We start from the raw sequence: 20,010 nt of genomic DNA, 5'->3' as shown, positions 1-20,010 counted from the left end.
CCCTTGTACCGGACGCCCCGCAGTGCGTGATGGGTGCGGGAACGGGCCGTCAATTTTGACGGTGTTCGTGGCAATTCGCTGTCGGGCGGTGCGGAAGGATGGCTCGATGTGCCATGGCATGCTCATGTGACGTCTGCTTCCCCCCAGAAGTGCGTCTACTGTGTAGCCGCCCGGGTTAAAGCATGGCTCAGAACGGGCGCCAATTGAGGCAGTATTGGCACAGGACTCTGACAGGCTTTACCCAGTAATTACGCACTGTCTCGAGATTGTTGGGGCCCTACTAAGGGGTTAGCTCCAGTGCCTTCCAGATCCGTTCCGCGACTGCGTCCGGATGTCCCATGCCGTCCACGTGGAGAAGGACACCGCGATCGGCATAGCAGCCGAAGAGTTCCGCGGCCTCATCGGCATAAACCTGGAGGCGGCGGTCGATCACCTCGGGCGTGTCGTCGGCGCGGCCTTGTTCCCCAGCGCGCTGGAGAAGTCGCTCGATGATGTCAGACCTGCCGGCGTCGAGCACGACGATGGCGGTGAGGTGGACGGAAGATGCGGCGAGGACACGATCCAGTGCCTGCACCTGCGCGGCGGTTCGGGGGTAGCCGTCCAAGATAAAACCGTCCCGGGTATCGAGTTCCGCAAGCCGATGGGCAACCAGCTCGTCAGCGATCTCATTTGGAACGTAGTGGCCGGACCCCATGAGGTCCCGAATCTGCAGGCCGAGCGGTGTTTCGTTGCGCACCTGCTCACGAAACAGGTCTCCGGTGGAGATCCAGGGAACCTGGAGGTGGCTTGCCAGTCGTGAGGCCTGAGTGCCTTTGCCCACTCCCGGAGGACCCATCATCAGAATTCGCGTCATCACGGAGCTCCTGTGCCCGGCCGCTCAGGAGACCCGCAGGGAGCTCCTGCTGGCTGGCGCCGTTCGTTTCTCAATTGTCCCACCATGTCCGCGAGCCTCCATGGGTATTTTGGCAGTGGAGGTCAACCGCGTGTTGAGGTTACGATCGCGACGAACGGGCCCGGTTCCAACCGGAACCGGGCCCATTCACAATGCGCTCGTAAGAACAAGAATCAGCCTTATTCGCCCGCTGTGCGTGAGAGCCGCAACGCGTCCTCCCTTACCCACTTGCTCGTGAGGAAGACGTCAAATGCAGCAACGGCAACAACAGCAGCAAGGAAAATCCAGGCGGGCGCACTCGTGGAGAAAACCCAAATTCCGATAGCCATCAAGACCGCAGCCGAGACATAGCTATAGATGCGTCGTCCCGGTGTTGCGATCCGCGCTTCTGACCTTTCGCGCAGGTACTTAAGCATCATGCTCCTCCCAAAACCTAACTACAGTATCCGCCACTGTAACGGAACGCCATCGCGCCGACTGGCGCAGGTGCAAGTTGAATGCACTCGCCGTTGGCATTTGCAATGACGGCTTGTAGGGCAATTTGTACAGCGGATATCGCACAAGCCCCTAGAGCGACAGGGAGCCCGCCGCTAAGCTTCGAGCACACGGTGAGCACACCTGCAGCTGTTGTCGAGGTGGCTGTCTCCGCCCTATTGAATTGAACCACTGGGAAGATGCCCATCCATCCGAATTGGGGATCCGCCACAATGGGATAAACAGCGCCATCGGTGACAACGGACTGCACAAGGGTGGAACCCTCTACCCGGTAGCTGGTCTCCAGCGTCTTGCCCACCGCATCAACTGCCCAGGGAGCCTCGATGAAGCGGATTGACTGATTCGTGCTTAGGGAAACAAGGGACACCGAACCGTCATCTTGGACTTCTGCCCTGTAATCTGCGGGAAGCTTCATCTCGAAGGACGCACTCGATCCGGACTCTAGAACCGTGATGAGGCTTGTCGAGGAATCTGAACTCTTGATAATCGACTTAGCCCCGTGAGCCGCTGACACGGTGACCAAGGTATCCGGATTATTCTCGCCGCCAAGATGGCCGGCGGCGATGGAGGCATTCGAAGTGGCTGCACCGGTAGGCACAAGTCCAGGCCGGTTTTTGAGGGCTGCATCCACGACCGATCGAACCCCAGCTTTGTCACTCCCGGTGGGCTCCGATTGAACCGATTGGGCCGTGTGCGGAGCAGGCGCGGCTGTAGCAACGCTCCCAAGGCCCAAAGTCATTGCAGCAGTTATCGCTCCCGCAATGCAGAGTCTTACTAGTTGAGTTGAGACTCTTTTTTTCTTCATTTATCCCCCTTGTCATCCGACAAAATAGTCGGACGTCCAACCATAGCCGGACACGAGATCGGTCTATCAATTGGCTGTATTTGACTCGCATGGGGGTCCCAATGACCGCTATCCTCCGCCCTGGGGCGTGCTCGTGGGTGACCGCGAGGTGCCAAATCTCCCGTCCGATCGAGATTTCAGAAGGGTGCGGGGCCTAGGAGCGCCCGAAGTTCTGAGCGCAACAAACTAGTCGAGGAAATAGGCGTGAACTTTGTCCTCGGAGTCCAGAATTTCGTTTGCAGCCACGCCGACTCCTCGTGCGAGCTCGGCCGATCCAAAGAGCGCGATCTCCACGTCAGGCGAGAAGGCTCGTTCGAGCAATCCAAGATAGCCGGATATGCCTTGGTCCAACTTCTCTATGAGCTCCTGGTACTCGGCGGCGAGTTGCTCGTCGAGCACGCGCTGCTCGCCGAGGTAACACTCGATCAGCTCGGCCTCTCGATTCGAGAGGGACGATGCGACCGCCGTGTACATCACGGCGCCGACCGTGTTGCCAATAACGGCGCCGAGGACTGGAACCGGGATGAGCGCCTGGCCGACAAAAGAGGACAGCGCGCTGACTGCGGCCTCCAGTGAGACGAGCTCCGACTTCTCGATGAACTCCAGCTCGTCGATCTCGCCACGGCGAAGCTTGTTCGCCAGCTCAGCAATGCCGAAGGCGGCGGTGACAATCGAGCTGGCGACGGCCGCGGGCGTGGCGGTGAAATTCGTCAGCGAGTAGATGCTAAAGCCTCGGACTCCGCCTTTGACGAAGCTGAAGCCGGTGTCGGCTGCGACGTCGAGCCAGTCCTGCTGGCTGAGCTCTCTAAGCCGCATGCCTTTCCGGCGTTTGGCGACCACGGCAAGCACTAAAGCTGTCCCGCCCTCGATCACGGCGGCTGCAAGCGTGGCCGTCGCTCCTTCTTGAAGATTCGGCAAGCTCTCCTGATAGGCGTTGTCACGCAGGGACTGGTCGGTGGAAAGGAGGGAGTTTCCCTCCGCCGCCATGGTCGACTCGTAGACGTCCCTCTGTACCTCGCGGTATTTGAGCGTCGAGGGTTCGAGCGATTCCATGCCGATCGATCCCTCCTTAAAGAAGGTGTCGATCCGCTGCCAATCCCTGAACGACGGTCCGCCGCCGCTGCGCGACAATAGCTTTCCTGCTTCCTCGCGCGGCATGGAGTGCAGCCTCTGGATCACCTCGAAGTGATCACCGGGGATCTGGTACTTCCCGCCGTTCTGCACGTAGTCGGGATACTTCTGGAGGTGCTCACCGATTGCTCCTAGTGAGAAGCGGCCGCCTGCCGCGACGAACTTCTGCTGGATCTCCACGCCGCTGCGCATCAGGTCCACGGGTCCGTTATCGTTCACCCACTGGTAGGCAGTCTCCAGGCCGAGGATCTGTCGCCGGGCATTGCTGATACCCACCTCGGCGATTTCCGCAATGAAGCCGTGCATGCCATGCTGCCCGCCACGATTGGCGGTGACCACCTCGAGGTCGATCACCCTGATAGCTTCATTGACGCTGGCGAGTGCGTTCAAAAGGTTCTCGTCCTGCTGGCTGAACGAGCTCAGTAGGTGGTCTATGCGCAGTTGATTAAGGTAGTTCACCCAGGAAGCGGCCGCCTGCTCTTGGTTGCTCCTGACGAACTTCGCCATGTCATTCATTACTTGCGCCCCGCTCGATGCGCCTTCCTAGCAGGGCTGCGCACGACTTCGTGTTGTTCACGAGGATTCCCAGCATCTTCTGCTGGGAATCTGAGAGCGAAAGGAAGTCGGCGCCAAAGTACACCAGTGCTTCGCCGTAGCACTTCACCAGCTCCACGCGAAGCGTGGTTGTCTTCCGGAGGAGGTGGTCGATTTGAGCATCATCGCCTTTGACCAAAGCGGTGTTTCGCTTTACCGCAGTAAGCGCCACCTGCTTTGCCGCCCGATTCTCGAACTTTTTCTTGGCGAACAGCGCGATTGACGCGAGGAGGGAGGCTCCTGCGAGGGTCCATCCGATGGGGCCGGCCAGCGCCAGCAGAGCGCCGCCTGCAGCGGTGCCGCCACCTCCGGCAGCCAGGGCGCCGCCTCCAAGCCAGGCAAGAGCAGCGTTGCTCGCAGCGGCTCCGGAAAGAGTGGAGATCGCGGTGCCAGTCGACGCAGCTCCGAAGGTGGTGGCGACCCACATCGCAGCCGTCGGCGCCACGCTCACAACTGCAGCTCCCGCGGCAAACCCGGCACCGGCGCCGGCAACGGATTTCTGCGCAGCTTCGAGATCCTTCCGGGCGAACTCCTCCGCATCCAAGAACTGGGCTTTGTGGACACCGATCTCACCGATGAAGGTCTCGAACGACTTCGGGGTGTTGGCGATACTATTCACCAGCAGCTCGACGAGCTCGATCAGGTCCGTCGACCGTTCACGCTGGCGCAGGAGAGAAAGCCCCTTGTCGTTCATCGCTGTGAAGACGCGGTTGTACTCCGCTATGGTCTCCTCGTAGGGGTCCGCCGCCTTCACGGTCAGCTTCTCAACCGCGCCCTTGGCGGCTTCCTTGACGCTGCCGACCTGCTCGACGATCTCTGTCGAAGCGGCTCGTAATGCCTTGCCGAAGCCCTCTTTGGCATTGCTCACGTCGAGCTCTTCAACCATCGTTTTCCCCCACTTCATTGCGGTTCGCCTACCGAGACAAGACTATCGACGGCGGGTGACAAAGTGGACGTGCCGGCTCGACAGATTACCCCGTGCTCACTTGTAATGTAATGCCGCCGGCCGTAAGCAGCGAGCGTCAGGTCGCGCCGACGAACGAGGCTGTGCCGACGCGGTTCACGCGCTCATCGGCCAGAGCTCTGCGGCCTCGTCGGCATAAATATCCAGGCGGCGGTCGATCACCTCGGGAGTGTCATCAGCCCGGCCTTGTTCGACAGCTCTCTAAAGAAGTCGGCGATGATGTCAGACCTGCCAGCATCAAGTACCACGATGGCCGCCTTGAGGCGCACAGACGGTGCCGTGAGCACGAGATGGCTTTGACGTCCAAGAGTCAGTTCGAGGACGGAGCGGTCAGCCTTCTCGCCGATGGGCGATGTGCGAGTCGATCATTTCTCTCATTGTGTGGGATAACGAGGTCCCTCAGCGGCGCAGTGTTTGTGGCCTGCTGGAGGAGCCGTTGGAAGAGCAGGCCGCGGCTGCTAGATGTGCAGCGTTGAAGCGGAAGGATCGTCCCGGCGGTCAGCCTACTCAGCTAAGCAGACACCTGACTAAGTGTTTTGTTCACGCCCTCGCGACTGCCGGTGTTTGTGGTGCAGGGCGTAGCTGTCGAACACATCTGACGACGTCGTTCCTGAATGGCCGAATTTGCCGCGGAGGACCTCCGCGAGATCGTCCAGGGCTGCATGCAGCATCCGTCCGGCAAACCGGAGTTCGGCGTCGTCACTGCCTTGGGCGGCAGCTGCCAATTGATGGGCATAGGCCACGGTGGCCGGCAGGGAGCCCCGCTGCTCTACCTCGCGGAAGTAATAGGTTTCATGGAATGACAGGAAATCGATGCTGACCGACGCCACGTTCCTGGCCAGTGATTCCAGCAATCCCGCGGCATGTCCTGGGTTCAGGGAAGTTATACCCTCCGGGCCAGCAGCTTCCCTGAAAAGGTTCAGGTGATGGGCGAGGGCCCGACGGCGGTTAAGGGCCGGGTATGTTTGCAGGATCCAGGTGACCGTGGCTGTCAGCAAACCGAATCCTGTGACGGCCTGGAAGGCCGCGACGAGTCTGAGCAGCGGATGCTCTGCCACAATCTCGCCGAAGCCAACGGTGGAGAGAGTCACCAGTGAGACGTAAAGGGCTTCAGCAAAGTCGCCCTGCTGTGGCACTCCGCTTTCGTAAACGAAGCCCTGCGGCAGATGCGGCAGGTACAGCAGGGCCCAGCCGATGGCTGCCAGACTGGCCCAGGCGGCGATAACAGCGGCCATCGCCAACGGTGCTGCGACGGTGGAAGCCCGCCCTCTTGACCTTCTCGACAGTAGCCAGAAACCGCGCATGATGGTCCGGCCAACAGGACCCGAACCGTGCGGATACAGAAGGGTGTAAAAGACGTCCGCGAGCATCAGCAGAATCAGCCCGGCCCCGATGACTGTCCAGAGTGTGTCCTCGAAGTCCATGCCTCATCTTATGGGCGGAGCTTTTCCTGCCGTGGGATCTGAAAGGCCATTGAGTACGACGGCGGCACCCGCCTATATGCGTCGGTCCAGTCAGGTGTACATCAGTGACCCGGGCGTGGTGAGGACTTCGCCGGTTTCCAGCCAGGTCTTCAGGCCGGAGAGGATCATCGGCCAACCGCCGAAGAGCTCCTCATTGGCGCCTTCGCGCAGCTGATCGTGGGTGACGGTGAGGTGGCAGGAGTCGCCCACAGGTTCGATCTCCCACGTGATCCGGGAGGTGCCTTCGGCCTTGACGTCCTCGCCCCAGAGCGCGCGCATGGTCTGGACGAGTTTGCGGGGTGGGTCCACTTCAAGGTTCTCTCCTTCGCCGAGCAGATCACCGCCGTCGGGCGCCATCTCGAAGCGGCCGCCGGGCGTCCAGTCCGAGTTGATTTTCATCCCGAACTGGTACTTGCTGCGGATGTCGCTGTCCGTGATGGCTTCCCAGAGCCGCTCCGGAGTGGTCTTGATATAGATTTCGAAGATCTTTTCCATGGGACTTTCCAATCTGGTTTTGAGGTCGCTGAGGGCAGCGGCCCATGGTTCTGCATATTTGCTGACCCAGCGGTCGTGGACCAGGCGGATGGGCACAGGATTCAGGAAGTGCAGCTTCTCCCGACCCCGACGCCGGGTCACCACGAGGCCTGCTTCTTCCAACTGTTTGAGGTGCTTCATCACGCCGTAGCGGGTCATCTCGAAGTGGGCCTCGAGCGCATGGAGTGTCTGCCCGTCCTCCCTGAACAGCTCATCGAGCAGGTCACGGCGCGTGGGGTCGGCCAAGGCCTTGAATACTTCGTCCACATCTCCAGAATAGGTGACTGATTGGTCACATGTCGAGAACATTCAACGGGATGAACTGAGGGCAGTTCAGGACGGTCAACGCGTGGTCCTCTGCTTCTTGACTGGACAACCTAGGCCCACCTGGGATTAGCGTCATAGGGATCACGCCAGAAACTAGGGGGATGTTTTGACTGAATGGATTACTGCTGTTTGTAGTTCGGTTGCTTTGATTGCTGCCAGCTGGGCGGCGTGGACAGCATCGCAGGTGCACAAGATTGAGAGCAATCGGGACCGGACTTCAGAAGAAAACCGTCTCCGGTCCCACGCCAGTACTGTCACTGCCTGGAGCGCGGTCCATCTTGATTCCGACGGGAACTCGTTGGCTTATGGGGTGGTTCTGAATAATGGATCAACTACACCGATCTTTGACGTTGCCCTGGATGCTCAGGATCTGCTCGGAAAACTCAAGCCACTCAAACTTCAGCTGCTGCCACCCGGTCAGTACTTTGTCGAGGCGTTCAAGGATCGAACAGGATGGGCCCTACCGGAGCACGCGAACGCCCTTGCTGGCTTTACGCGCCCCATCACTCGTAAGGCTGAATGGTGCGTGACTTATCTGCAGTTCAGAGATGCGCAGAATGAAACATGGTGCCGAAGCAACACGGGCTTCCTAGACAGGGTTCCGCTGCAAGAAGCCGTGCAAGGGCTGTGAAACCAAACGCAAACACCGATTCACCCTGGCTCCATTCCTGTTGCCCTCTAGGAGGATGCTCTCGCATCCTTAAGGGGTGGAATTTCGGCGCGCAACGGGAGCAAGGCGCAGCTGAGGCGCACTCGAGAAGAAGGAGCAGCTCATGTCCTCATCAGTGCTCTACATGTCGATGTCCCTCGATGGGTACATAGCGGGTCCGAACGACGGCCCTGAGAATCCCGGTGGCGACGGCTTCGATCGGCTGCACGAGTGGATCGTCAGCCCAGAAGGTCAGTTCGGCCGTCCATCAGGGCCGGCCGGAGCATTGTGGGACGAATGGATGGCGACTGGCGCGGTCCTGGCTGGCCGGCGCACCGTGGAGCAGGTGGATCACTGGGGTGGCGATCATCATGGCATGCCGATCTTTGTGCCCAGCCATCGGCCGCCGGGTCCTTCTGTGGCGACTTATCCGTTGGTGACGTACGTGACCGACGGGATCGAGAGCGCGATGGCTCAGGCTAAGGAGGCGGCGGCTGGCCGGGATGTGCTGGTTCACGGTGCCTACACAGCGCAGAGGGCAATCGAGGTAGGGGTGCTGGACGAGCTGCAGATTGACCAGATTCCGGTGTTGTTCGGCGGCGGACGGAGGCTGTTCGAGGTGCTGGGGTCGCGCGTGGAGCTAGAGGTCGTGCGGGTGATTGATACACCCGAGGCCACACACATCCGCTACCGCATCCGACGCTGAGCGCCGGGCCATGTCATCCCGCCGTCGAGCCCGTCGACGCCATACTCGGCTCGAGGATCAAGCCATGAAGTCCCTCACCATGGCGGCAACCCGTTCCGGGTAGCCCAGCCAAGGCGCATGGCCCGCGTCCAGCAACTCCAGACGAGCGACTGGAATCGCCGAGGCCGCCACCCTTGCGGCATCCGAATCAACGAGTGGATCGTGCTCACCCCAGATCAGCAACGTGGCAACGGCAAGCGACCGAAGCTCCTCCGCCTTCAACTCAAGCGACGGTTGCCAACCTGTGGGGGCGATGACAGCCTGCAGTTCGCTGAGCCTGGCATGGGCGGCGGTTCGGTCGGAGCCGGCGGCAACCATGGCCGCGACCAGATCGGGATACTGGACGATGGTGTGTGCCTCGCCGAAAACGCCCATGCTCTGTACCACGCTCTCCCGTGAAGGAGGTGGCGGCGCGGTAGGAACACCAGTGGGATCGGCTACGGACAGCAACGGCGGCGGAACCCTTGTCCCCGGCAGCAACGGCGGCGCGCCCAGGAGGACCAGCCTACTCACGCGTTCGGGATGCGCCAGCGCATACCACAGGGCCCAGGTGCCACCCATGGAGTTCCCCAGCAGGCTGGTCTTCGCCAGGCCCAAGCAGTCCAAGATGCTGGTCAAGCTGTCCACCGCAGCACCCCGGACTGCCTCATTGCGTGTGGGAGCCGGTTCGCTGAGCCCGAATCCAGGTCGGTCGACAGCGATCGCACGGACATCGGAGAAGCGCTCCAGGAGCGGCAGGAACTCCAGCGCCGTTGGTCCGCTCCCGTGCAGCAGAACGAGCGGCGGCCCGTCGCCTGCCTCGATGACGTGCACCTGTTTGCCCGCGGCCTCGATGTACCTGCTTTGTGCCGTAGAGCTCACCAGAGCTCGTTCATGCGCCATCAGCACTTCATCAGGATGACTATGGGCTCGGCCTTCCCCCTCAGCGAGCAATGACATCTTGGTATTCATTTGACTGCCTCCTATCAGCTTAGGGACCGTGGCGTGTTCACAACGGACCCTTTCATCAAGCGTTGCGCCGGATCCGGCTCGCGTCGAGTACAGGATGTGAACCTCGGCAGAGTTCAGAAAAAGAACTTCACAGGCCGCGGCGCCACGCTCACACTGAAAACATGCGCACCTACGGCCAGTACTGTCCCGTCGCTCGAGGAGCTGAGGTTTTCGCCGAGCGATGGACCCCAATCATCATGCGCAACATCCTCTATGGGTGCCGCACCTTCAACGAGATTGCGGCTGGAGCGCCAGGGCTGTCCCGTGCCCTGCTGGTCAGACGGCTTCGCGAGCTCGAACGCGCCGGTGTCATCGAGATTCGGGACAAGCCAGACGGGCACGGATCGCTCTACGAACCAACGGCCGCGGGCCGAGCGCTAGAGGCAGTGATCAAGGCCCTCGGGAACTGGGGTGACCAATGGATGGAAGTCCGGCCGGAGCACTCCGACCCCGGCGTCGTCCTGTGGGCATGGTGCCAGGTCTACCTGTGTCGCGAGCAGCTGCCGGTCAAGCGCGTCGTGGTCAGGTTTGACTTCCAATATCGCGGTCGGCCAGACACAGCGTGGCTCCTAGTGGAGCTCGGGGACGCGGAGCTGTGCGCTTTCGACCCCGGGTTCGGGGACGACGTCATCGTCACCATCAACGATCCCCTCACCTTCGCCAAGTGGCACCTGGGCGAACTCAAGTGGGCCACGGCTTTGCGCTCTGGCGGGATCCGAGTGACCGGACCAAGAGGCCTGGTCCGGTCATTGCCCACGTGGAACCAGCGCCCAGAGATCGGAGTCAAATTGCGCGCGGCTCAACGCATGGCTGGATGAAGATCCTCCTTCAGGTTGATGCCGAATTGGTCCTTAGGAGCAGCCAGAGCGTTCGGGGGACCGGCCAGATAATCGCCAGCACGAGCACCGGCACCAAGGTGAGCCCGACGTCGGGGAACTGGCGGACGATCACGGCCAGGTTGGTGTCGAACTTGGCGGGGGCGTAGATGAAGCACAGCCAAAGGGCAAAGCCGTCGAGAACCAACGCGGCAGCACCTAACGCCAGAGGCGGCCACCGCCGTCGGGCCAGAACGCGGCCATGAAGCAGAACCCTGAACGAGAGCCATAGGCTCAGAAGCTCCAGGAGCAGCAGCCCCAGCGAGACCGCCCAGCTGTAGCGCTGCAGCCAGTCCTCGGGCACTACCGTCGGCACTGGGTCCTGCCCGTGGAGAATGCGCAGAACGTTGGTATCGATGGCCTTGAGCCGGGACGGGGCCGACGTGTCGTTCCCGTTGATCATCAGGACGACGCCAAGCTCAGAGTCGGGGACCAGAGCCTGGTATGTGTGCGAGTTGCCCCATTCCCCCTGATGCTCCACCAGCAAAGGCAGGGTGTCAGGATCAAGCTGCAATGCAGGGTCCACGGATTCCACCAGCGGACGGGTGAACCAGCCCATGGCATACTCCTTGGATTCATCAATCCGCACCCGGGGCTCAAGCAAAGCCTCCACACTGGCCGGCTGGAGGATCCCGCGGTCACGGTACCTGCCCTCGCCCAACAGTGCGATCAGTTCGTGGCTCTTGTCCTCGGCGGAGGCGAACATGGTGGTGGAAGGCATTCCAGTGGTGCCTGCGGGGACTTCGGTCCGTAGCCAGAATGAGCCGAACCATAGAGAATGCCCGGCCGCCATGTTGTCCTCGAGCGCAGCAGTTCGAGTCGTATGGCCATGCGCCATCTCCAGGGGCTCGAAGATGTGCTGTTCCATGTACTCCCCGAACGGCTGACCGGAGACTGTCTGCACCAACAAACCCAGGATATTGAAGTTGGCATTTGCGTATCCGAACGCCTCGCCCGGGACTCCCGCAAGAGCGGAACCAGACAAGGCGCGCACACCTTCTTCGAGTGCCGCAGGGTGCTGGGCGATGGAGGCCTCGAACGCTGTGTCCTTGGAAGCCATGCCGCTTGCCTGATGGAGCAAATGTCGCACCGTGATCTCAGAGGCGCGGCTGTCCTTCAATCTGAACCAGGGCAGGTAGGTCTGGACGGGTTCATCCAGCTCCAGTCGGCCTGCCTCAACCTGCTGCATCACTGCAATCGCTGTGAGGGATTTGGTGGTTGAAGCCAGCAGCACCGGAGTCTGTGCTGTCATCGGCCGTCCGGAGTCAGAGTTGCCAAATGCTGCCGAATGCACCTGCACTCCGTGTTGGACGACGACGAGGGCGGCTCCCGGAACACCAATATCGTCGATCTGCTCCTCTAGATACCGGTCCAATGCTTCATAGCCCTGCTCAGTAGCAGCCGGTCCTGTCGCCGGTACTCCCGCAGCGACGGCCGCCCCGCTCACGCCGACGAAGAGAACTGCAGCCACGAGGCACGACAAAAAACGTCGCGATGACCAGGAAATAGCTCGCATGCCCCACCCGCACTTCTGCCGACCGTCCCCTCACGGTAAAGCGCGGCCGGAAGGAAAACAACGTACCTCGTGCCAAGAAGAGGGGAGTACGACGGCGGCGCTCGCCGTCCCCAGCCTGGCCCCCTAAGATTCTGACTTCAGACCTGCAAAGGGACTGTTCCGCAGTAGGCCCGTGCCGTTAGTGTGATCACGGGCGGTGTCGCTGAAGGATCGCCCGATTGGGTGATCAGTTGCGGGTAACGGAGCTGATCCTAGCGATTCGATTCTCGGGAGGAATCATGACCAGTCCAGAGCAGGATCCGAGCCAGGAAGGCCCCGCGGACGGTGGCGCCGCCGGCGTCCCCGGTATGCACGACGGCGGAGCCGACGGTGGTGCTGACAGCGGAGCCGATGGTGGTGCTGACAGCGGAGCCGACGGTGGTGCTGACAGCGGAGCCGACGGTGGTGCTGACAGCGGAGCCGACGGTGGTGCTGACAGCGGAGCCGATGGTGGCGCTGACGGAGGTGCCGATGGTGGCGCTGACGGTGGAGCTGATAGTGGTGCTGACAGCGGTGCCGATGGAGGAGCCGACGGGGGAGCCGCCGAACGGGGCATGTAAATTTTGAGCACCACCCGTACTGACTTTCAGGACCCCGCTGCCGTCGAAGGCGCCGGGGTCCTGGAGACACGCCTGATCAACATTGGCCGTGAGAGGTTCGCCGGCGACATCTGGGGGCGCACGGCACTGCTCACGCGGGGCATCAGCGACTTTTCCGATCTGTTCTCTGCAGAGGCTGTCGACGAACTGATCTCGCGCCGCGGACTGCGCACGCCCTTCCTCCGCGTCGCCAAGGGCGGCACTACATTTCCGGACTCGTCATTCACGTCTCCCGCCGGCGTCGGCGCCACAATCGGTGACCAGCTCGACGACACCGCTCTTTGGCGGAAATTCGCCGACGGTGCCACCCTCGTCCTGCAGGCTCTGCACCGTACCTGGGAGCCGGTCTCGGACTTCAGCAGCAGGCTGAGCACCGAGCTCGGCCATCCCGTGCAGGCCAATGCCTACATCACGCCGCCCCAAAACCGCGGGTTCGACGATCACTACGACGTCCACGACGTCTTTGTTCTGCAGATTGAGGGGACCAAGCGCTGGATCATCCATGAGCCGGTCCACCCGGACCCGCTGCGTGATCAGCCCTGGACTGCTCGCCGCTCCGCCGTCGCCGAGGCCGCGAAGGGCGAGGCCTACATCGACACTGTCCTCGAGCCGGGGGATGCCCTCTACCTGCCGCGTGGCTGGTTGCATGCCGCCCAGGCGCAGGGCGAAGTCTCCATCCACCTCACGCTCGGAATCCACAGCTGGACCCGCTACGCATTGGCCGAAGAACTCGCGCAGGCCGCGCTCGCGGCGCTGGGCGACGATCCCGAGATGCGCCGCACGTTGCCATTGGGCGTCGACGGGCCGGGTGGGGAGATCGACGTCGTCCGCGAACGCCTCGCCGCTGCCCTCGCTGAAGCCGATTCCACTGACCTGTTCCACCGCACGCGGCGAGGTCAGGGGCGCCCGGCGCCGCTGGGTCCATTGGCCCAGCTCGCGGCCGTCAACAGCCTGAGCCCCGAGTCCCAAGTCCGGCTTCGCGAAACCTTGGAAGCACGGCTTGAGGACTCACGCCTGACCACGCGCGTGGGTTGGCTCGACTTCCCGGAGACGGATCTGCCGTCTGTGAGGCGAGTGCTCGACGGGGAGGTTCACTCCGCGGGTGATCTCGGCGTCGAACTCGTTGAAAGACTGTTGCGCGCGGGGGTCCTCGTTCCCCTTGAACAGTGATTTGACCAGTGATTTGAACAGTGACTTCGCCGCAGTGGCTGCCACAGAACGCTTCTTCTGCTCTGAAGCAGCCCGGTTGCGCAGGGATCCGATTGCCGGCACCGCGTCGCACGGGGTCGTCTGGGTCCTCATCGAGCACCGGGGCGGGTGGCCGCTAGATGGCTTCGAGGGGCTCGACATCGAGCCTGAAACCAAAGCGCTCGTGCTCTCTGCCGCGACGGCGGCGCGGGCACGGGTGCTGCTGGTGAGGCGGCCTGGCCCCCGCCGTCGTGAGGGACTGAGTCATTGGGCCGTACTGCGCCATGAGGGTTCCGGAGCCTATCGTCAGCAATGGGGAACATGGAACAAGGATGAGGATCTGGCAGAGATTGCCACAGCCCTCAGCCTCCCCGGACAGCTCGGTCATCCGCCCGTCCTCCTGGTGTGCACGCACAGTCAACGTGACCAATGCTGTGCGGTGTGGGGACGGCCCGTGGGACGTGCGCTGAGCGAGCGCTGGCCGGATCTGGTGTGGGAATGCTCGCACATAGGCGGTGACAGGTTCGCAGGCAACGTCGTCGTCGCGCCCGACGGCGTCTACTACGGCCGTCTGGATGCCGAATCCTCTGTCGCCACGATCGAAGAGCATCTGGCCGGACGCATCCACGGGGAGTATCTGCGCGGTTACACCGATCTCTTCCCGGCGCAGCAGGCTGCTGTCGCGGCCATGCTCAGACGTTTCGGCCCGGCCGGCCGGAATGACTATGTGGTGGCGGGTACCGTCCGCGACGGCGATCACTGGCGGATCCGCATTACCGGCAGCCCTCCTCACCCGGCGAGTGTCGACGTCGAACTGGAGGCCCGCCGCGCAGCGCCGCACCAGTTGACCTGCCGCGGACCGGCCATGAGCTCGGCCCTGGTGTACGAGGTCACCTCGATCAGCACCGTCTGAAGCACCCACAATCAAGAATGTCTCGCATCTGACCTGCCTTTCAAATGTTGAATATAGACCCAGGAGTCCCACGAAACCTCAGGATCAGCCCAAGACGGTAAATGTTGACTGAGGATTCTCCCAGCACCGGGGCTCTAGCCGGGCAAAGCAAATAAGCTCATCCTCGACGAGGTTGTAGAAGCACCGGGCTCATTGGTGAGTGTCGCAATCCGGCCGGATGCCAGTGACGGGATTAGCTCCCTGACCGTGGCAATCCGAAAGAAGCATTGCACGCAAAATTGGGGGCATCACTCGTGACCAAAGGAATTTGGACGGCCAGCACGTATACCGAAAATGGTACACATCGCACTACTTCCGACGTGACCATCGACTCAGTCAGTCGTCCTTCGGTGACCGTAGCGGCAGGCCAGGACCTCAAAACCTCTCACGGTGGTTCGACGCTGAAACAGTAACCACCACAACAGGTTAGCGACTTCTCCTTGCAATCTGGCTGAAGTCGAAATTTGAACACACTAATAGAAATATGGGGAACAAATGTCACATCAACAGGGTTACCAGCTGACGTCGCCCGGGCAGCCTGGGCAACCACCTTTCGTGCAGCAAGGTTATGGGGTCCCGCCGCAGCCGGCTAAGGCGAAAAAGCAGCTGAACGTCCTCGGGCTTATTGCGCTTATCACTGCCGTGCTGGGGTTCATTTTCGCATGCACCCCTGGTGCTCTGATCGTGGGCTGGATACTGCTGCCGATCGCATTCGTTCTCTCGCTCGTTTCTCTCTTCCTCAAGGACAGGGCCAAGTGGATGGGTATCGCTGCTCTGATCCTCTCGGTCGTGGGAACGATCGTCGGAGTCATCGTGTTCTTTGCCGCCGTCGGGACGTCGTTCGACAATGCCTTCGGCAGTGGCGACACCAAAGTTCTGGCGCCGTCCGGCGACGCAGGCGTCAAGGATGGAGCGGCAGGGGACAAGCTGGCGGCCGACGCCGGAACCCGCGAGAATCCATCGCCAATAGGCTCGGTTATCGAGAATAAGGACTGGCGAGTCGTGATCAACTCGGTAACGCTCGCCGCCACGGATGCCGTAGTCGCAGCCAACTCGTTCAATAAGCCGCCAACTGAGGGTTCGGAGTACATCCTCGTGAACTACTCCGCTACCTACATTGGCGATGACCCTGACGGGCAAACGCCTGCGTTCGTCTCAATTGAGTACGTCACTGCGAATGGGACCACAGTGAATGGACTCGACAATTTTGTCGTCGCACCGGAGTCCATCGACACGATGAGCACGCTCTACAAGGACGGCACCACAACAGGCAACAAGGCCATCGAAGTACCAACCGCCACTGCTGGCCAAGGCGTCCTCGCCGTCAGGGCGGGCATGCTCGCCGACAAGACTTTCGTCGCCGTTCAGTAACTCACAGGAAAAGTGCAAAGCCTCCGCACACCTGAACTGCTCCCCGGAAGTTGGACTGAGAAATTCAGTTCCGACTCCAGGGGAGCAGTTTTATGCGTGCAACGTTGTCTGATGATCAGCGTGAGAGCGCTATAGCGTGGTTTGAGAAAGGCCTTGCAGACACTGCGGCCGCCAGGTTGCTGGGGGTGTCCCGCTGGCCGGTCAAGAGTTTGTATCGGCGATGGAAATCCATGGTCAAGGAGCGCCGGTGAGTAAGCCGACGAAACAGTCGAACTCGGTGAGGATTCGTTGTACCTGAAGCCTAAAGGTGGTTATCAGCGCAGACAAGGCAGCCGACGCCGGGGAAACGTTAGGTCCGTGCGGCCGAAGTGATTGTTGACTCCTTACTGCTCCTGAGTAGGCTCTGACGTGCAGGGGGAAGCGACAGTAGTTGTTTCGGCGTCATGTTTGGGCTGCTCAGGCAGGGTCAGGCCGCTGACGCCTCCCAGCCGCGTATCACCCGCGGTACATCTGGCGAGGGCAACCCTTTGGCTGCCCTGCCGGTCCTGCTGACGGTCTGCGTGACCGTCCATCCCCTTGGAGACATCATGCGTTTTCTGCACCTCGTCGGTTTGCTGCTATCGCCCTCCTTGCCGCCGCCGTCGTCGCCGTGCCGACGGCCGCTAGCGCCGTCCCACCAGTCCCGGGCGATCCGTTGGCGGATTTTGAGCCCATCGTCTTCGACGCCGGGGTTGCCTGCCCGGATTTCGCCTTGAGTATCGAAGGCTCGGACGCCCAGGGGAAGGTAAGGACGTTTCTGGACAGGAACGGTGACACCGTGCGCATTTTGACCACAGGAAAGGGTTACAACCTGACCATCACAAACCTGACTAGCGGGGAAGAGCTCGTTTTGCCCTCCACAGGCTCCAGCCAGGTGGTAGTCCCTAACCCCGATGGCACGTACAGCTCCACGATCCGCGGCGCCGCACTCATTATTCTGTTCCCCGAGGACGTCCCTGCCGGCCCCAGCACTCATGTGTATCAAGGACGGACGGTGTTCCAGCTTGAGGCGGATGGTGCAACTTTCATATCTCTGGAAACCTTCGGAACGAGCACGGACATCTGCGCGGCGCTCAGGTGAGGGGCTAATCAGTCGGCACGACGGCGTCCCCGGACGACGGCGGTCTCTGGACACGACGGCGCGTGGCTCGACGCCAATATCTACAAGCGTGCCTCTTCGGAATCTTCGACTGGCCGGAGACGCCCAGGACGGTGAGGGCGAGGCTGATGGAGTAGTCGGGCACGCCAGCGTCGCGGATGAACGGGGCGATGTAGGTGAAGAGCGCGAAGTGGGCCAGGATCATTGGCGGATCCGTATTACCGGCAGTGTTAAGGACGGGTCGATCCTCGTCGCAAGTGGACTTAGTACCGATAATTTGCGGATATCTCGACTCAGGATCGGCCGGTACTTTTTAGACGGTGACATTTCCTTCGTCGTCCACCCGCCAGATGGGATTGAAGGCTACCTCCCAGCGGAAGCCGTCTGGATCGGCAAAGTAGCCGGCGCATCCGCCCCAAGGCTGGGTTTTGGATGGCGCCACGATGGTAGCCCCGGCGTGTTCGGCCTCGGACAACACCCTGTCTACGTCCTTCGCATTTTCCACATTGTGGCTGAACATGAAGCAGGGAACGCCTCCGGGAGCATCCACGCCCGCCTCGGCCTGCATCTGTCCGGCGTCCCACAGGGACATCATCAGGCCGTGGTTAACCTGAATAAACACCACCTCGCCGGGAACCTCCTTGTGGATGGGCCAGCCAAGGCCGTCAGCGTAGAATCTACGCGAAGCATCCACATTGCGTACGCCCAGGGTGATGAAATCGACTCGGGGATGAATCATGCGACCACCATAAAGCATCGCTTCCAAGTTGGGGAGATGTCCTTTGGGTGAGAGTATCCACGGCTAGGCTGGACTCGACCGCAATCGGGACTGGAGGATGGGCACATGGATGATGACCGGGTACCTGCCACCCCATTTGACCGCGCGGTCCTGATCTTCAACCCAGCCAAAGCCGGAATGGCCACGCGGATTGATGACTTGCAGCGTGACCTTGCCACTGATCAGCCGGATCTGCAGATTGACCTGCTGCCGACGGAGTATGCGGGGCACGCGCGCGATCTTGCACGGTCCGTAGCCGCGGAAGGCGTTCCGCTCATAGTCTCGGTCAGCGGCGACGGCGGGTACAGCGAGGTGGTCAACGGGGTGATGGACGTTCCCGCCAGCATGGCGGTGTGCACTGTGCTTCCAGCGGGCAATGCCAATGACCATCACAGGAGCATGACGGCAAGACCGTTGACGGAGGCCATCCGCGAAGGCCAGGTCCGTCGCATCGACCTGTTGCGCGTAACGTTCGGCGGGGCCCATCGGGGGCAGGTCCTATACGCCCATTCCTATGTAGGGTTCGGACTCACACCGTTGATGGCGATCGGGATCGAAAAGGGCGGAAAAGGGAAAATCCTCGAACTTCTCTCCGTCGCCCGGACCCTCAGTCGTCTGAAGCCGTTTGAGCTCGTCAGGGCCGACGGGGCCACCGCCCGGTTCGACAGTCTGATTCTGGCCAACATCTCGCGGATGGCGAAGTACGGGACCGTCAGCGAGTCCAACCACCCCGACGATGGACAGTTCGAGGTGGTGACGTTGCCGCACTCCGGGCGCTGGAAGATGGCGCTGATGACCCTTCGGGCTGTCACTCTGGGGTTGGGGCATCAGCCCAGTGTCAGCAGCTATGCTTTCACGACGCGGGACGCTGTTCCTTGCCAGATTGACGGCGAAGTCGTGCACGTTCCCGCAGGCACCCATGTTCTGGTGGAAAGCGCCAAGGGCGCCCTGGCCACTATCTGACAGATTCTCCCAGGGGTGTGTTCCTGGTGCTCCGACCGGGGCCAAAGGCTGCAGGCGTAGGGTGGGACTCGGACGAAAGGAGCACTTCATGAAGAAAATCCTCATGGTACTGACCAGCGTTTCCGAGATCGGTGATACCGGAGAGAAGACCGGCTACAACGTGGCCGAAGCTGCACATCCTTGGAAAGTGTTCAAGGATTCCGGGCATTTCGTCGACTTTGCGTCTATCCAGGGCGGCCAGCCCCCGCGCGACGAGGTGGACTCAGGGGATCCGATCCAGGTCGCCTTTACGGAGGACGAGACTACGCGAGCCGGGCTCTACAACACTGCCCGCGTCGACGTCGTTGACCCCGAGCAGTACGACGCCATCTTCCTCGTGGGAGGCCACGGCACTATGTGGGACTTCCCGGACAGCGAAGGCCTGCAAAAGCTTGTGTCCAGCGTGTACAACGCCGGCGGTGTAGTGGGCGCGGTCTGCCACGGACCGGCCGGCCTGCTGAACGTGGAATTGGCCAACGGGCTTCGCCTCGTAGAAGGCAGGAAGGTGGCCGCCTTCACGAACGACGAAGAGGTTGCCGCAGGGAAGGACAAGGTCATCCCGTTCTTTTTGGCAGACCGGCTTGAGGAACAGGGCGCCACTCACGTCTCCGCTGATGTCTTCGAGGAGAAGGTTGTGGTTGACGAGCGCTTGGTGACCGGCCAGAACCCCGCCTCAGCCGCGGGCGTGGCCAAAGAGATGGAGAAGCTCCTGGCAGAGGTCATCCACCGGGAAAAAGCCGAGGAGCAGCACGAGGCGGAAGCACTGCGTGCCGGAAAGGACGCCGAGAAGAACGCCAAGAAGGCTGCAGCAGAAGCGGAGCACTAACACCTGCATCGCACTGAAACTGATGGCCACCCCAGCAATATGGGGTGGCCATCAGTTGTCTCCGGGCGTCATTGTTTCCGCCGGCGTACGAGCTACGG

21 protein-coding genes are annotated in these 20,010 nt (G+C 61.5%); 10 read left to right on the top strand and 11 right to left on the bottom strand.

Going from position 1 to position 20,010, the window contains the following annotated elements:
- Positions 1-280: 280 nt before the first annotated feature.
- The 7 genes from MU551_RS19600 to MU551_RS19570 form a co-directional block, all read right to left on the bottom strand.
- Entirely contained in the window at positions 281-853 is a 573-nt protein-coding gene (locus tag MU551_RS19600) for an adenylate kinase (RefSeq protein WP_247048224.1), read from the bottom strand.
- 218 nt (positions 854-1,071) lie between these two features.
- Positions 1,072-1,311 (bottom strand): hypothetical protein, encoded by a 240-nt coding sequence (locus tag MU551_RS19595; RefSeq protein ID WP_247048223.1) that lies wholly within the window; start codon positions 1,309-1,311, stop codon positions 1,072-1,074.
- 14 nt (positions 1,312-1,325) lie between these two features.
- On the bottom strand, positions 1,326-1,985 hold the full coding sequence (locus MU551_RS19590; protein WP_247048222.1) for a hypothetical protein: 660 nt from the start codon (positions 1,983-1,985) through the stop codon (positions 1,326-1,328).
- Positions 1,986-2,417: 432 nt separating this feature from the next.
- Positions 2,418-3,878, bottom strand: coding sequence for a hypothetical protein (locus MU551_RS19585; RefSeq protein ID WP_247048221.1), 1,461 nt, complete (start codon positions 3,876-3,878; stop codon positions 2,418-2,420).
- Complete coding sequence (locus MU551_RS19580) at positions 3,871-4,860, bottom strand: hypothetical protein (protein WP_247048220.1); 990 nt, start codon at positions 4,858-4,860, stop codon at positions 3,871-3,873. The genes MU551_RS19585 and MU551_RS19580 overlap by 8 nt, the downstream gene beginning before the upstream one ends.
- A 587-nt stretch (positions 4,861-5,447) precedes the next feature.
- Complete coding sequence (locus MU551_RS19575) at positions 5,448-6,344, bottom strand: potassium channel family protein (RefSeq protein WP_247048219.1); 897 nt, start codon at positions 6,342-6,344, stop codon at positions 5,448-5,450.
- A gap of 90 nt (positions 6,345-6,434) precedes the next feature.
- Entirely contained in the window at positions 6,435-7,184 is a 750-nt protein-coding gene (locus tag MU551_RS19570; protein WP_247048218.1) for an ArsR/SmtB family transcription factor, read from the bottom strand.
- A 166-nt stretch (positions 7,185-7,350) separates the two neighbouring features.
- On the opposite strand from MU551_RS19570, the gene MU551_RS19565 reads away from it, so the two are divergent.
- Together MU551_RS19565 and MU551_RS19560 are read left to right on the top strand one after the other, a co-directional pair.
- Positions 7,351-7,875 (top strand): hypothetical protein, encoded by a 525-nt coding sequence (locus MU551_RS19565; RefSeq protein WP_247048217.1) that lies wholly within the window; start codon positions 7,351-7,353, stop codon positions 7,873-7,875.
- 142 nt (positions 7,876-8,017) lie between these two features.
- Positions 8,018-8,599, top strand: a complete 582-nt coding sequence (locus MU551_RS19560) for a dihydrofolate reductase family protein (protein ID WP_247048216.1) — start codon at positions 8,018-8,020, stop codon at positions 8,597-8,599.
- A gap of 57 nt (positions 8,600-8,656) precedes the next feature.
- On the opposite strand, the gene MU551_RS19555 is transcribed toward MU551_RS19560, so the two are convergent.
- Entirely contained in the window at positions 8,657-9,589 is a 933-nt protein-coding gene (locus MU551_RS19555; RefSeq protein ID WP_247048215.1) for an alpha/beta fold hydrolase, read from the bottom strand.
- A 161-nt stretch (positions 9,590-9,750) separates the two neighbouring features.
- Between MU551_RS19555 and MU551_RS19550 the strand changes: the two genes are divergently transcribed.
- Positions 9,751-10,446: a winged helix-turn-helix transcriptional regulator gene (locus MU551_RS19550; protein WP_247048214.1), complete on the top strand. Its 696-nt coding sequence runs from the start codon at positions 9,751-9,753 to the stop codon at positions 10,444-10,446.
- 10 nt (positions 10,447-10,456) lie between these two features.
- On the opposite strand, the gene MU551_RS19545 is transcribed toward MU551_RS19550, so the two are convergent.
- On the bottom strand, positions 10,457-11,974 hold the full coding sequence (locus tag MU551_RS19545; protein ID WP_308198326.1) for a serine hydrolase domain-containing protein: 1,518 nt from the start codon (positions 11,972-11,974) through the stop codon (positions 10,457-10,459).
- A 323-nt stretch (positions 11,975-12,297) separates the two neighbouring features.
- Between MU551_RS19545 and MU551_RS19540 the strand changes: the two genes are divergently transcribed.
- From MU551_RS19540 to MU551_RS19520, 5 genes are all read left to right on the top strand, one after another.
- Positions 12,298-12,618, top strand: coding sequence for a hypothetical protein (locus MU551_RS19540; protein WP_247048212.1), 321 nt, complete (start codon positions 12,298-12,300; stop codon positions 12,616-12,618).
- A 3-nt stretch (positions 12,619-12,621) separates the two neighbouring features.
- Positions 12,622-13,827 carry a cupin domain-containing protein gene (locus tag MU551_RS19535; protein ID WP_247048211.1) on the top strand — a complete coding sequence of 402 codons (1,206 nt, stop codon included), beginning with the start codon at positions 12,622-12,624 and terminating at the stop codon, positions 13,825-13,827.
- Position 13,828: 1 nt separating this feature from the next.
- Entirely contained in the window at positions 13,829-14,758 is a 930-nt protein-coding gene (locus MU551_RS19530) for a ferredoxin family protein (RefSeq protein WP_281507332.1), read from the top strand.
- 534 nt (positions 14,759-15,292) lie between these two features.
- A complete protein-coding gene (locus tag MU551_RS19525) occupies positions 15,293-16,168 on the top strand; it encodes a hypothetical protein (protein WP_247048210.1) in 876 nt (291 codons plus the stop codon).
- A 694-nt stretch (positions 16,169-16,862) separates the two neighbouring features.
- Entirely contained in the window at positions 16,863-17,288 is a 426-nt protein-coding gene (locus MU551_RS19520; RefSeq protein WP_247048209.1) for a hypothetical protein, read from the top strand.
- 4 nt (positions 17,289-17,292) lie between these two features.
- Here the strand turns inward: MU551_RS19520 and MU551_RS19515 are convergent, their stop codons facing one another.
- Both MU551_RS19515 and MU551_RS19510 read right to left on the bottom strand, forming a co-directional pair.
- Complete coding sequence (locus tag MU551_RS19515) at positions 17,293-17,511, bottom strand: hypothetical protein (protein WP_247048208.1); 219 nt, start codon at positions 17,509-17,511, stop codon at positions 17,293-17,295.
- A gap of 108 nt (positions 17,512-17,619) precedes the next feature.
- Entirely contained in the window at positions 17,620-18,042 is a 423-nt protein-coding gene (locus tag MU551_RS19510; RefSeq protein ID WP_247048238.1) for a VOC family protein, read from the bottom strand.
- Between the two features lie 108 nt (positions 18,043-18,150).
- On the opposite strand from MU551_RS19510, the gene MU551_RS19505 reads away from it, so the two are divergent.
- Positions 18,151-19,047 carry a diacylglycerol/lipid kinase family protein gene (locus MU551_RS19505; RefSeq protein WP_247048207.1) on the top strand — a complete coding sequence of 299 codons (897 nt, stop codon included), beginning with the start codon at positions 18,151-18,153 and terminating at the stop codon, positions 19,045-19,047.
- Positions 19,048-19,135: 88 nt separating this feature from the next.
- Positions 19,136-19,912, top strand: a complete 777-nt coding sequence (locus tag MU551_RS19500; protein WP_247048206.1) for a type 1 glutamine amidotransferase domain-containing protein — start codon at positions 19,136-19,138, stop codon at positions 19,910-19,912.
- The last annotated feature ends 98 nt before the right edge of the window (positions 19,913-20,010 follow it).

Origin of the sequence: Arthrobacter rhizosphaerae, from assembly GCF_023062595.1 — a bacterium.
Lineage (GTDB): Bacteria > Actinomycetota > Actinomycetes > Actinomycetales > Micrococcaceae > Arthrobacter > Arthrobacter rhizosphaerae.
This window is presented reverse-complemented; position numbering and strand designations above follow the sequence as displayed.